Genomic DNA, 12,670 nt, shown 5'->3' on the forward strand with positions numbered 1-12,670 from the left:
GGAACTCTCCTTGCCCCGGAGACGGGGCGGTCGGGTGAAAAGGGAGGGGGAGGGAGGAGGGGAAGGCGGCGCTCAGCGCGCGGCGCGCGGGTCGAGCGCGTCCCGGACGGCGTCGCCGAGCAGGTTGAAGGCGAGCACGAAGAGCAGCAGTGCCACGCCGGGGAAGAACATGTAGGTGGGGTCGGCCTGGAAGACCTCGGAGCCCCGCGCGATCATCCGGCCCCAGTCCGGGACGGGCTCGTTGATGCCCACGCCGAGGAAGGACAGCACCGCCTCGGAGGCGACGAACGTCGGCACCGCCATCGTGGCGTGCACCAGGAGCTGCGCCCGGACATTCGGCAGGAGTTCGCGGAACACGATATGGAATCCGCTCGCCCCGAGCGCCCGGGCGGACTGCACGAAATCCCTTTCCCGAAGTGACCGGACGGCGGCCCGGAGGGAAAGCGCGAGCGGAATCCAGCCGAACGCGGAGAAGACCAGGATCAGCACCAGGAACTGCATCCACTCGGGTTCGGCGGTGTCCGGGTCGACCAGTCGGGACTGGATGACGGGGCTGAGCGCGAGCAGCAGGAGCAGGGTCGGAAAGGCCAGCAGCACATTGGAGAGGAAACCGAAGAGCCGGTCCGTGATCCCGCCGAGGTAGCCCACCGCGACGCCGGCCAGCACCCCGAGCGTGGTGGTGACGGCGGCCGAGGCGAAGGCGATCAGCAGTGAGGTGCGGATGCCGTAGAGCAGCTGGGTGAGGACGTCGCGGCCGAGCCCGGGCTCCAGGCCGAACCAGAAGTCGGCCGAGATGCCGCCGTTCGGCGCCATCGGCAGTCCGCCGTCGCTGAGCAGGCCGGGAGTGTTCTGGCCGTAGTGCTCGACCGGGTTCCTGCCGTAGAGGGCGGCGATCAGCGGGGCGGCGAGCGCGAGCAGCAGGAAGACCACGACGACCGCGAGCGCGGTGGCCGCGACCCGGTCGCGGCGGATCCGGCGCAGCAGGCCCTGCGGGGCCCGCGCGGCGGCGGGCGCCGTCCCGGCGGACGGCTCTGCGACTGTCTCGACCACTGCCATGAGAGGCGTACTCCCCGAATTCTCCGCCGCCCCGTGGGTGAGGGTGCGCTGGTGTGCATGTGACGGCCGGCCTGCGGGGGTTTCCCGGCGGCCTGCCGAACGCCATCAGATCGGACGCCGCCGGATTTCCGCAAATCATTCCCGGCGGAGTTCGGGTGCAATGTTTCGGGAATTGTGACGGCTTCATTCCGCCGCAATACTGCCGTTGCAGAAGAACGGTCATACCGGGGCAAAGGAGGCGGCCCGTCCCGCATTCTGAGATCTCCGCCACAGCGGCCGGGGCATTGGTACGATCCCGGTGAGCCGCGACTGGCGCGCACGGATGGAACCGACCATCGGGAAGCGGCTCCGTGCACCCGCACGCCAAGTTGCCGAGCGCCTGGGCCGTCCGTACTCGTCCACCCGTCACGAGGAGACCGCCTTGGCCACCCCCGTCAGCCCTGCCGCGCCCGACGCCGCCGCACCGCACACCGCCGCACCGCACACCGCCGCGAGTGCCACCGCCAACACCGCCTTCCGCAGTGCCCTCGACGTCGTCCGCGAGGTGGAGCCGAGGATCGCCGCCGCCATCGGCCGGGAGATCGACGACCAGCGCGCCTCGCTCAAGCTGATCGCCAGCGAGAACTACGCCTCACCGGCCGTTCTGCTCGCCATGGGCAACTGGCTCAGCGACAAGTACGCCGAGGGCACCGCCGGCCGCCGCTTCTACGCGGGCTGCCGCAACGTCGACACGGTCGAGACGATCGCCGCGGAGCACGCCCGCGCGCTCTTCGGCGCGGACCACGCCTACGTCCAGCCGCACTCCGGCATCGACGCCAACCTGACCGCCTTCTGGGCCGTCCTCTCCCAGCGCGTCGAGAGCCCCGCCCTGCAGCGCGCCGAGGTCCGCAACGTCAACGACCTCACCGAGCAGGACTGGGCCGAGCTGCGCCACGAGCTGGGCAACCAGCGGATGCTCGGCATGTCCCTGGACACCGGCGGCCACCTCACGCACGGCTTCCGGCCGAACATCTCCGGCAAGATGTTCGAGCAGCGCAGCTACGGCACCGATCCGGTCACCGGCCTGATCGACTACGACGCGCTGCGGGCCACCGCCCGCGAGTTCCGCCCGCTGATCCTGGTGGCCGGCTACTCCGCCTACCCGCGACTGGTGAACTTCCGCGTCATGCGCGAGATCGCCGACGAGGTCGGCGCGACCCTGATGGTCGACATGGCGCACTTCGCCGGCCTGGTCGCGGGCAAGGTGCTGACCGGCGACCACGACCCCGTCCCGCACGCCCACATCGTCACCACCACCACCCACAAGTCGCTGCGCGGCCCGCGCGGCGGCATGGTGCTCTGCACCGCCGAGCTGGCCGAGCACGTCGACCGCGGCTGCCCGCTGGTCCTCGGCGGCCCGCTCTCGCACGTGATGGCCGCCAAGGCGGTCGCCTTCGCCGAGGCCCTCCGCCCCGAGTTCCGCACGTACGCCCGCGGCGTCGTCGACAACGCGCGGGCCCTCGCCGAGGGCCTGCTGCGCCGGGGCGGCACGCTGGTCACCGGCGGCACGGACAACCACCTGGTGCTCGCCGACGTCTCCGGCTACGGCCTGACCGGCCGGCAGGCCGAGGCGGCGCTGCTGGACTCCGGCATCGTCACCAACCGCAACTCCGTCCCGCAGGACCGCAACGGCGCCTGGTACACCTCCGGCGTCCGGCTCGGCACCCCCGCGCTGACCACCCGGGGCCTGGGCACCGCCGAGATGGACGAGATCGCCGCCCTGATCGACACCGTCCTGCGCGCCACCACTCCCGTCGCGACCTCCGCCGGCGCGCCGTCCAAGGCCCAGTACACCCTGGACGACGCGGTCCGCGAGGGCGTCGCCAAGCGCGCCGCCGACCTGCTGGCGGGCTTCCCCCTCTACCCGGGCGTCGACCTGGTCTGAGGCCCGCGCGGCCCGGCCCCCGCGGGGACCGGGCCGCGTGCCGGCGTGCTCAGTACTGCAGCGACTTGAGCTGCAGGAACTCCTCCAGGCCGGGGCGGCCCAGCTCGCGGCCGAGGCCCGAGTTCTTGTAGCCGCCGAACGGGGCGAGCGGGTTGAAGCGGCCGCCGTTGAGGTCGACCTGGCCGGTGTCGAGGCGGCGGGCGAAGGCGGCGGCGGTGTCGGTGTCCGCCGCCCAGACGCCGCCGGCCAGGCCGTACTGGGTGCCGTTGGCGAGTTCGGCGGCGTGGTCCTCGTCGCGGTAGGCGAGGACGGCCAGCACCGGGCCGAAGACCTCCTCCTGGGCGACCGTCATGTCATTGGTGACGTCGGCGAGGACGGTCGGCCGGACGTAGAAGCCGGTGTCCAGACCGGCCGGGGCGTCCGCCCCGCCGACGACCAGCCGGGCGCCCTCGGCGAGCGCGCCGGTGATGTAGCCGCGCACCCGCTCCCGCTGCCGGGCGCTGACCACCGGGCCGATCCGGGTCCGCGAGTCGGCCGGATCGCCCGGGAGGTACTTGGCGGCGGCCTTCGCGGCGAGTCCGACCGCCTCCTCGTACTGGTCCTGGTGCACCAGCAGCCTGGTCCAGGCGCTGCACGTCTGACCGGAGTTGGCGAACACGTTGGCGACGTTGACGTTGACCGCCCGGGCCAGGTCGGCGCCGGGCAGCACCACGTTGGCCGACTTCCCGCCCAGCTCCAGCGCGACCCGCTTGATGCCCCGCCCGGCGGTCTCGGCGACGGTCCGGCCCACGGCGGTGGAGCCGGTGAACGAGACCACGTCCACCTCCGGGTGCCCGACCAGGGCCGCGCCCGCCACCGCACCGGTGCCGGTGACCAGGTTGAACACCCCGGCGGGGAAGCCCGCTTCGTGGACCAGCCGCGCGAACAGCCGGGCGACCAGCGGGGTGTCCTCGGCGGGCTTGAGCACCACCGGGCAGCCGGCCGCCAGGGCCGGCACGACCTTGGCCACGATCTGGTGCAGCGGGTAGTTCCACGGCGTGATCGCCGCGACCACCCCGGCCGGCTCGGCGAGCACCACCGAGTTCCCGATCCGCTCCTCGAAGGGGTACTCGGCGAGCAGCGCGAGGTAGGAACCGGCCACGGCCAGCGGCAGGCCGGCGTGCACGGCGGTCGCGAAGCCGACCGGCGCGCCCAGCTCGGCGACCACCGTGTCGGCTATCTCCTCCTGGCACCCGGCCAGGCCGTCCCGCAGCCGGGTGAGCAGCGCCAGCCGCTCCTCGCGGGAGGTGGCGGCCCAACTCCGGGCCGCCCGGCGGGCGGCGGTCACGGCAGCGGCGACGTCGGCCGTGCCGCCGGCGGGGACGGTGGCGAGCACCTGTTCGGTCGCCGGGTTCAGTACCGTGATCGACCCGGCGTCCAGCGAGGGCCGCCATTCGCCGTCGATGTACTGGTCGCCGTACTGGGTGCCCTGCTCCGCGTCCTGCTGCACCGGGTGGTCCTCTCATCGGATCGTCCGCCCGAGGAGCCGCGCGGGGCCGCCGCTGGGGGCCGCCGGAGGTCGCTCGGGGGTCGCTGGGGGTCGCTGGCCAAAGGGCCAGTCAAGGCCGCCCGGGCAGCCCGGCGCAAGAGCCGGACCCCCCTACTGCCCGGCCTCCTACCTCTCCGGCCCCTACCGCCCCGGGGATGGTGACAAAACGGGCACGCGAGCGGCAGTATGGACGAACCGGTCCTCCCGGGCCGCCGTCCCGCCGAGTGCTCACAAACGCGCACCGGACGAAAACGTCCGTGCGACATCTCCTCAACTCCGGACAGCGGACGGTAGATTGCGGCGCACTCCGGTGTGCGTCACTACCGTGGGCAGCGGGTTCGAACGGCGTCCGCCCACGCCGGTCCGCAGGCTGCTCCGGAAGGCCGGGCGGTGACGTCCGTCGCCGGCCCGCGCACCCGTGCGCCCGGGCGGGTCCGCGCCGGAGGTCGTTCCCAGTGGTCGTCCGCACCGTGTGAGGAGCAACTTCGTGACCGACGCCGCGCTGAGCGCCGAGCAGTACCGGCCCACCGAGCCGGGCCGGCTCGATGACGTCCCCGGCTGGTTCTGGGACCACGACCGCCACCTCTTCGAGTGGTTCCTCGACCGCCAGGAGAAGGCGGGCGTCACCGGGGACCTGCTGGAGATGGGCGCCTACCTGGGGCGCAGCGCGATCGTGATCGGCGACCACCGGCAGCCCACCGAGACCTTCACGGTCTGCGACCTCTTCGACTCGGACGCCCCGGACGACGAGAACGCCGCCGAGATGTCCATGTCCTACCGGAAGTCGCTCACCCGGAAGGCGTTCGAGTCCAACTACTTGTCCTTCCACGACGCACTGCCGGAGATCATCCAGGCGCCCACCTCGGCACTGGCCGACGGCCGCCTCCCGGCCGGCGCGTTCCGCTTCGTCCACATCGACGCCTCGCACCTCTACGAGCACGTGGTGGACGACCTCCGGGTGGCCCGGGCGGCGCTCCAGCCGGAGGGCGTGGTGGTCCTGGACGACTACCGTTCCGCGCACACCCCGGGCGTCGCCGCCGCCACCTGGGAGGCGGTGTTCAACGGGGGCCTCACCCCGATCGTGCTGAGCGAGAGCAAGTTCTACGGCACCTGGGGCGATCCGGAGCCCGCCCGGCGCGCCCTGCTGGACCGGACCGGGCTGGCCGAGGGCGTCCAGCTCGCCGTCGAGCACCTGAACGGCCAGCGGGTGGTCCGGGTCGGCGGCAGCTCCCACGGCATCGCCCCGTTCCGCCCCTCGCGCCACCACGACCGGCTGGCCGCCGAGGCCGCCCGCCGGGAGGCGGAACGGGCCGAGGCGGAGGCCCTGCGCGCCCAGCAGGAGGCCGACGTCGACCTCGCCGTCCGCCGTGCCCGCGCCGCCGAACGCCGCCGCCCCGCCAACGTCGCCAAACGCGTCGCGGGCGACCTCCTCCCCCCGGTCCTCACCGCCGCCATCCGCCGCGCCCGCCGCGGCTGACCACCCCGGCGCGTCGGTCAGACCCGGGAGGCCTCGCCGGTCTGGCGGGGCAGGGTGGCCGCGGGGCCGGCGGCATCGGCGGCGGCCGTCTCGGCCAGTTCCCGCTTGACGGCGGCCAGCGAGGGGTTGGCCCAGGCGCTGGCCACGCCCCAGCGGTAGAAGGCGAGCCCGATCAGGGCGACGATCAGCAGGTCCCAGCCCTTGGGGAGGTAGCCCCGGCCGCCGAAGTCGGCGCTGCCGGCCCAGGAGACGGCGGCCATCACGAACAGGTAGGCGATCATCCAGGCGCCGGCCTTGAGGTGCGGCTTGAGCTCGGCCCACGGCTTGCGCAGTTCGTACCAGGCCCAGATCGGCAGGCCGGCGGCCATCAGCAGGATGACCTTGCCGGTCAGCGGCCAGCGGGCCCAGTAGAGCACCAGCGAGCCGAAGACCATCGCCACCGGGGCGATCACCGGCATCGCGCGCAGCCGGACCGGTCGCGGCAGCTCGGGGGCGAGGCGGCGCAGCGCCATCACCGCGACCGGGCCGGTGACGTAGGAGATCACGGTGGCGACCGAGACGATCTCGGCGAGCGAGCCCCAGCCGCGGAAGACCGCCAGGAAGAGGAAGGCGATCAGCAGGTTGAGCAGCAGGGCCGGGCGCGGGATGCCGGTCCTGGGGTCGACCCGGCCGAAGATCCTGGGCAGGTGGCCGTTCTCCTGCACGCCGTGGATCATGCGCGAGGTGGTGGCGGCGTAGATCATGCCGGTGCCGCTGGGGGAGACGAAGGCGTCCGCGTACAGCAGCAGCGCGAGCCAGTTGAGGCCCCAGGCGATCGACAGGTCGGCCAGCGGCGAGGTGTAGCCGAGCCCGCTCCAGCCGTTGCTCAGGTCCGCCGTCGGGACGGCGCCGAGGAAGGCCACCTGCAGCGCGACGTAGATCACCAGGGCGATCAGGATCGAGCCGATCACGGCCTTGGGCAGCGACTTGCCGGGGTCGCGGGCCTCGCCGGCCAGGTTCAGCGGGGACTGGAACCCGTTGAAGGCCCAGACGATGCCGGAGACGGCGACCGCCGTGAACACCGCGCTCCAGCCGTTCGGCGCGAAGCCGCCGTGGTCCGTGAAGTGGGCGGTGTCGAAGTGCGCCAGCAGCAGGGCGCCCGCGGTCAGCGTCGGCACGACCACCTTGAACACGGTGATCGCGGTGTTGGTCTTGGCGAACAGCGTGATCGCGAACCAGTTCAGCGCGAAGTAGCCGACCAGCAGCACGCTCGCCACGGCGACCCCGCTGACCGAGAGCTCCTCGCCGTCGAACAGGCCCTTCGCCCAGCCGAAGTGCCAGGAGCTCATGTACTGCACCGAGGCGGTGGCCTCGCCGGGGATCACCGAGACGATGGCGATCCAGTTGGCCCAGGCCGCCAGGTACCCGGCGAGCGAGCCGTGCGAGTACTGCCCGTACCGCACCATCCCGCCGGCCTTGGGGAACATCGACCCGAGCTCGCTGTAGGTCAGCGCGATGGTGAGCGCGACCGCGGCGCCGATCACCCAGGCGACGATCGAGGCCGGTCCGGCGAGCCGGGCGGCCCGCTCGGCACCGAAGAGCCAGCCGGAGCCGATGATCGAGCCGAGGCCCACGGCGGTGAGACTGATGGTGCCGAGCGAACGGCGGTAGTGCTGATGGGAAGCCGTCGTCGACTCAGGCGCGCTCAACGTATCGGTCCTCTGTCTCCTGGGGTTCCGGACAAACGCACAGCAGACTATGGTGCGAAATAGGACGAAAACCTCAGATGAAGCTCAGATCATCCGATTGTTGCCATCTCGTGTCCGAAGATCGGACACGTACGGACCTGCACCCTGCGGCGCCCGTGCCGCCCCATTCCCGCAGAGCCGCCGGCGCAGGCTCCTGCCGACCCATCCGGGCACAAAGAAATTCCCCGCAGGAACTCTTTCGAGTTCCTGCGGGGAATTGTTCTGGTGTCCGAGGGGGGACTTGAACCCCCACGCCCGATAAAGGGCACTAGCACCTCAAGCTAGCGCGTCTGCCATTCCGCCACCCGGACAGGGTGTGTGCTTCGGGGACTTTCTGCTCGCCCCCTCGGCGACAGAGAGAACATTACCAGGGTTCTGGAGTGCTTCTCACCTGCGTTTCCCCGGTAGGGACCACCGGGGTGGCGGGGATGGGTCGCAGGACTGAGCGAAGCGGTGGTTCAGGGGCGGGAAGCGGTCGGACTGTGACCGGCGGGCGGTCGGGAGCGGTCGGGAGTGGTCCGACACGGGCAAGTTGTCGACGGTGCGGCCGTGCCGGGGGCGGCTCTCCTAGCCTCTGTGGACCGAGGGCGCCATGAGCGGAACGCCTGATTCCCGGGGTCGCGGACGAAGGGCGGCTGGACGTGGAGCAGATCAGCGGGGCGGCGGAGGCCGAGCCCAGACGTGTGGCGTCCGGATGCCCGGCATCCGGACGCGCCGGGAGCGGGCCGGCCGAAGGGGTGTGGCGGTTCCCGGTGCCGGCGGTGGAGGCCTCGGTGCCGCGGACCAGGCACGCGGTGCGGGACCGGCTGCTGGCCCAGGGGATGGCGGGGGTGCGCTACCAGGAGCTGGTGGACGACCTGCTGCTGATCGTCTCGGAGCTGGTGGGCAACGCCGTGACGCACGCCGCCGAGCTGTCGCCGGAGGTGACCACCGAACTCGTGGTCGGAGCGGGCTGGGTCCGGGTGTCGGTCGAGGACGGCGACCCGTACCGGCCGAAGGCCCTGGAGAGCGACGCCGGGCGGACCGGCGGGCGGGGGCTGCTACTGGTGAAGAGCGTCACCCTGCAGGCGGGCGGGGTCTGCGACGTGGAGCGGACGGGGGAGGGCGGCAAAGTGGTCTGGGCCTCGCTGCCCATCCCCCGGGAGGACGCGCGGTAGCGGATGGTCCTACCAGTCCCGGCCGGCGATCTCGCGGATGCCGGGCAGCGCGGCCTCGAAGACGGTCCGGAACCACACCGAGAACGGCCGCTCGTCCTGGAGCTCGCGCAGCTCCTGCGCGGACACGAAGGCGAAGTCGTCCACCTCGTCCGGGTCGGGCACGACGTCGGCGGTGACCAGGCCGACGAACAGGTGGTTCCACTCCCGCTCGATCAGGCCGGAGGCCTCGTCCGGCAGGTCGTACCGGACGGTGCCGGCCTCGCAGAGGAGCGCGGGGGCGACGCCCAGCTCCTCGGCGGTGCGCCGGGCCGCGGCGACGAACGGCGGCTCGTCGGGGTACGGGTGGCCGCAGCAGGTGTTCGACCAGACGCCGGGGGAGTGGTACTTGCCGAGGGCCCGGCGCTGGAGCAGGAGCCGTCCCTGGCGGTCGAAGAGGAACACCGAGAACGCCCGGTGCAGCCGGCCCGGCTGCTGGTGGGCCCAGTGCTTCTCGGCGGTGCCGATCGTGACGCCCTCGTCGTCGACGAGCTCCAGCAGGATCTCGGTGCCGGCGGGCGCTCCGGCCGCGGCTCGGGGGTCGGCCGTCACGTCGGTCTCCACGTCGAGACCGGTGTCGATCTCCGAGGTGAAGTGCGTCGGGCTGGTCGGCGGACTCTGGGGCATGAGGCCTCTTTCGGGGGCAATGGGAGCACCGGTGGCGTCGTGCCCCAGTCTGCCGTACGGGTGGCGGTCCGCAGGCGTCCCACACACAACAGGGCGGATCATGACCGTTCCCGCACCATTCCCGGTATCGGAATGGGCGACGGATTAGCAGAGGCGTTCGGAACGCGTTCGGCGCCCGTTCGATTCCGACGGCGTGCGGACGGTGAACGGACACCTCGACGGCACCCCTCCTTCACCGCCGCCGGACCCGGTGTCCGCCCGGGCCACCGGCCGCGTTCGGGCTGGTCGCCACGGTCGCCTACCATCACTGATGACACGGTGCCCGCATCCTCGCCGGCATCGGCGCGCCACCCCGACGGCCTGCGGCGGCGCACGGTCCGGCGGCTTGCGGCAGCGCACAGCCCGCCGGGCGGCTGCGGCGTTCGGCCCGACGGATCAGCACAGCACGACGGATCAGGAGACCCCGCATGATCGGCCTCGTTCTGGCAGCCGGCGCCGGCCGCCGGCTGCGCCCGTACACCGACACCCTGCCGAAGGCGCTGGTGCCGGTCGACGGGGAGCGGACCGTCCTGGACCTCACCCTCGGCAACTTCGCCGAGGTCGGCCTGCGCGAGGCGGCGATCGTCGTCGGCTACCGCAAGGAGGCGGTCCAGGACCGCAAGGCGGCCCTGGAGCAGAAGTACGGCGTGAAGCTCACCCTGGTCGAGAACGACAAGGCCGAGGAGTGGAACAACGCCTACTCCCTCTGGTGCGCGCGCGAGCTCTTCGGCGAGGGCCTGCTGCTGGCCAACGGGGACACCGTGCACCCGGCCTCCGTCCAGCGGACCATGCTGGAGGGCAACCGGCGCCTCACCGAGGAGGGCCGCGCCCCCGGCATCCTGCTCGCCCTCGACACGGTGAAGAAGCTCGCCGACGAGGAGATGAAGGTCGTCGTCGACCCGGCCACCGGCATGCGGCGCATCACCAAGCTGATGGAGCCGGCCGAGGCGACCGGCGAGTACATCGGCCTCACCGTGATCAACCCGTCGGCCGCCGCCGACCTCACCGACGCGCTGCGCGCCACCTACGAGCGCGACCCGCAGCTGTACTACGAGGACGGCTACCAGGAGATGGTCGACCGCGGTCTGCGGATCGACGTGCAGCCGATCGGCGAGGTCTCCTGGGTCGAGGTCGACAACCACGACGACCTGGCCAAGGCGCGGGAGATCGCGTGCCAGTACTGACGCGGCTGGTGCCGTCGCCGGTCTTCGTGGAGATCCGCTCGGGGGCGCTCGACGCCCTCGGGGGGATCCTCGCCGACCAGCGGCTCTCCACCTCGGGCCGGATCGCGGTGGCGATCAGCAACGGCTCCGGGGCGGTGCTGCGCGAGCGGCTGGAGCCGGCCCTGCCGGGCGCCGACTGGTACAACGTCGACGACGGCAGCCTCGACAGCGCGGTGCGCCTGGCGGACGCGATGCGCGGCGGCCACTACGACGCGATCGTCGGCCTCGGCGGTGGCAAGATCATCGATGCCGCCAAGTACGCCGCCGCGCGGGTCGGCCTGCCGGTGGTCGCGGTGGCCACCAACCTCGCGCACGACGGCATCTGCTCTCCCGTCTCCACCCTCGACAACGACGCCGGCCGGGGGTCCTACGGCGTGCCCGGGCCGATCGGCATCGTGGTCGACCTCGACGTGATCCGGCAGGCTCCGCCGCGCTTCGTGGCGGCCGGCATCGGCGACGTCATCTCCAACATCTCCGCCTGCGCGGACTGGGAGCTGTCCCAGGCCGAGACCGGCGAGCCGGTGGACGGACTGGCCGTGGCGATGGCCCGTTCGGCGGGCGAGAACCTGCTGCGGCACCCAGGAAACCTTCAGGATCAGGACCTCCTGACAGCGCTCGCGGAAGCCCTGGTACTGTCCGGCATCGCGATGAACATCGCCGGCAGCACCCGGCCCTCGTCGGGGGCCTGCCACGAGATCTCGCATGCCCTGGACGTGCTGTATCCCAAGCGATCCGCCCAGCACGGCGAACAGGTCGGCCTCGGGGCCGCCTTCGCCAGCTTCCTGCGGGGCGAGCGCGAGCTGACCGGTCTGATCGTGGAGCGCCTGTCGCGCCACGGCCTGCCGGTGACCGCAGCTCAGATCGGCTTCACCGAGGCGGAGTTCACCGAGGCGGTGCACTACGCTCCGAACACCCGCCCGGGCCGCTTCACCATTCTTGAGCACCTCGACCTCTCCCCCTCAGCGATCAGGGACGCGTACGCCGACTATGTCCAAGCCGTCAACAGCTGACCCCGCCACGAAGGGCTCGCCCCCGGCCCCGGTGGATCTGACCCGCCGCCCCTCCGTCGAGGAGCTGCGCGCGGTGATCCACCCGGAGGGCATGCTCCAGCGCCGCAGCGCGGAGCACTGGGCGGGCCGCCTCTACATGCGGCGGATCTCGCTGCGGATCACCCGCGTGCTCTCCACCGTGACGGCGATCACGCCCAACGGTCTGACCTACCTGATGATGCTCACCGGCATCCTGGCCGGTGCCGCGCTGATCGTCCCGGGCCTCACCGGCGCGGTCCTCGGCGCCCTGCTCATCCAGGTCTACCTGCTGCTGGACTGCGTGGACGGCGAGGTCGCCCGCTGGCGCCGGCAGACCTCGCTCACCGGCGTCTACCTGGACCGGGTCGGCCACTACATGTCCGAGGCGGCCCTCCTGACCGGTCTCGGCCTGCGCGGCTGCGACCTCTTCCACCGGAGCGGCACCGCCTCGCACTGGGAGTGGGCCTTCCTCGGCACGCTCGCCGCGCTCGGCGCCATCCTGATCAAGTCCGAGACGGACCTGGTGGACGTGGCCCGGGCCCGCAGCGGTCTCACGGCGGTCGAGGACAGCGCCTCGGTGCCGCGTTCCTCCGGCGTGGCCAGGGCCCGCCGGGCGGCCTCCTTCCTCAAGTTCCACCGGCTGGTGGGCGCGGTCGAGGCCTCGCTGCTCATCCTCGCCGCGGGCGTCGCGGACGCCGTGCACGGCGGGCTGCTCTTCACCCGGCTCGCGGTGGTCGTGCTGGCCGCGATCGCGATGCTGCAGACCGTGCTGCACCTGCTGAGCATCGTCCTCTCCAGCAGGCTCCGGTGAGCGCCGTGACGGAGCACCTCCCGGCCGCCGCCGACAC

10 protein-coding genes, 1 tRNA gene and 1 riboswitch are annotated in these 12,670 nt (G+C 72.4%); of the genes, 6 read left to right on the top strand and 5 right to left on the bottom strand.

Features of this window, described 5'->3' with window-relative positions; translation table 11 throughout:
* Positions 1 to 72: 72 nt before the first annotated feature.
* Positions 73 to 1,056 (bottom strand): ABC transporter permease, encoded by a 984-nt coding sequence (locus ACFWA9_RS08560; RefSeq protein ID WP_352292464.1) that lies wholly within the window; start codon positions 1,054 to 1,056, stop codon positions 73 to 75.
* A gap of 295 nt (positions 1,057 to 1,351) precedes the next feature.
* A riboswitch (ZMP/ZTP riboswitch) is annotated at positions 1,352 to 1,448 on the top strand.
* 29 nt (positions 1,449 to 1,477) lie between these two features.
* Here ACFWA9_RS08560 and ACFWA9_RS08565 point away from each other — a divergent pair.
* Positions 1,478 to 2,980, top strand: coding sequence for a glycine hydroxymethyltransferase (locus tag ACFWA9_RS08565; protein ID WP_380384631.1), 1,503 nt, complete (start codon positions 1,478 to 1,480; stop codon positions 2,978 to 2,980).
* A 49-nt stretch (positions 2,981 to 3,029) separates the two neighbouring features.
* Here the strand turns inward: ACFWA9_RS08565 and ACFWA9_RS08570 are convergent, their stop codons facing one another.
* Positions 3,030 to 4,469: an aldehyde dehydrogenase family protein gene (locus ACFWA9_RS08570; RefSeq protein ID WP_380384634.1), complete on the bottom strand. Its 1,440-nt coding sequence runs from the start codon at positions 4,467 to 4,469 to the stop codon at positions 3,030 to 3,032.
* Positions 4,470 to 4,995: 526 nt separating this feature from the next.
* Between ACFWA9_RS08570 and ACFWA9_RS08575 the strand changes: the two genes are divergently transcribed.
* Positions 4,996 to 5,985, top strand: coding sequence for a class I SAM-dependent methyltransferase (locus ACFWA9_RS08575; protein ID WP_329490715.1), 990 nt, complete (start codon positions 4,996 to 4,998; stop codon positions 5,983 to 5,985).
* Positions 5,986 to 6,002: 17 nt separating this feature from the next.
* Here the strand turns inward: ACFWA9_RS08575 and ACFWA9_RS08580 are convergent, their stop codons facing one another.
* Entirely contained in the window at positions 6,003 to 7,673 is a 1,671-nt protein-coding gene (locus ACFWA9_RS08580; RefSeq protein WP_380384637.1) for an APC family permease, read from the bottom strand.
* 262 nt (positions 7,674 to 7,935) lie between these two features.
* Positions 7,936 to 8,023: transfer RNA gene (locus ACFWA9_RS08585), tRNA-Leu, on the bottom strand.
* Between the two features lie 372 nt (positions 8,024 to 8,395).
* Here ACFWA9_RS08585 and ACFWA9_RS08590 point away from each other — a divergent pair.
* A complete protein-coding gene (locus ACFWA9_RS08590) occupies positions 8,396 to 8,869 on the top strand; it encodes an ATP-binding protein (RefSeq protein ID WP_329492345.1) in 474 nt (157 codons plus the stop codon).
* A gap of 9 nt (positions 8,870 to 8,878) precedes the next feature.
* On the opposite strand, the gene idi is transcribed toward ACFWA9_RS08590, so the two are convergent.
* Entirely contained in the window at positions 8,879 to 9,532 is a 654-nt protein-coding gene (idi, locus tag ACFWA9_RS08595; RefSeq protein WP_329490717.1) for an isopentenyl-diphosphate Delta-isomerase, read from the bottom strand.
* A 467-nt stretch (positions 9,533 to 9,999) separates the two neighbouring features.
* Here idi and ACFWA9_RS08600 point away from each other — a divergent pair, with 467 nt between their 5' ends.
* From ACFWA9_RS08600 to ACFWA9_RS08610, 3 genes are all read left to right on the top strand, one after another.
* Positions 10,000 to 10,755 carry a phosphocholine cytidylyltransferase family protein gene (locus tag ACFWA9_RS08600; protein WP_329490718.1) on the top strand — a complete coding sequence of 252 codons (756 nt, stop codon included), beginning with the start codon at positions 10,000 to 10,002 and terminating at the stop codon, positions 10,753 to 10,755.
* Positions 10,743 to 11,804 (top strand): iron-containing alcohol dehydrogenase family protein, encoded by a 1,062-nt coding sequence (locus ACFWA9_RS08605; RefSeq protein WP_352292456.1) that lies wholly within the window; start codon positions 10,743 to 10,745, stop codon positions 11,802 to 11,804. Before ACFWA9_RS08600 ends, ACFWA9_RS08605 begins: the two co-directional genes overlap by 13 nt.
* A gap of 91 nt (positions 11,805 to 11,895) precedes the next feature.
* Complete coding sequence (locus tag ACFWA9_RS08610; protein WP_329492346.1) at positions 11,896 to 12,633, top strand: CDP-alcohol phosphatidyltransferase family protein; 738 nt, start codon at positions 11,896 to 11,898, stop codon at positions 12,631 to 12,633.
* Positions 12,634 to 12,670 lie beyond the last annotated feature (37 nt).

Source organism: Kitasatospora sp. NPDC059973, assembly GCF_042737525.1.
GTDB lineage: Bacteria > Actinomycetota > Actinomycetes > Streptomycetales > Streptomycetaceae > Kitasatospora.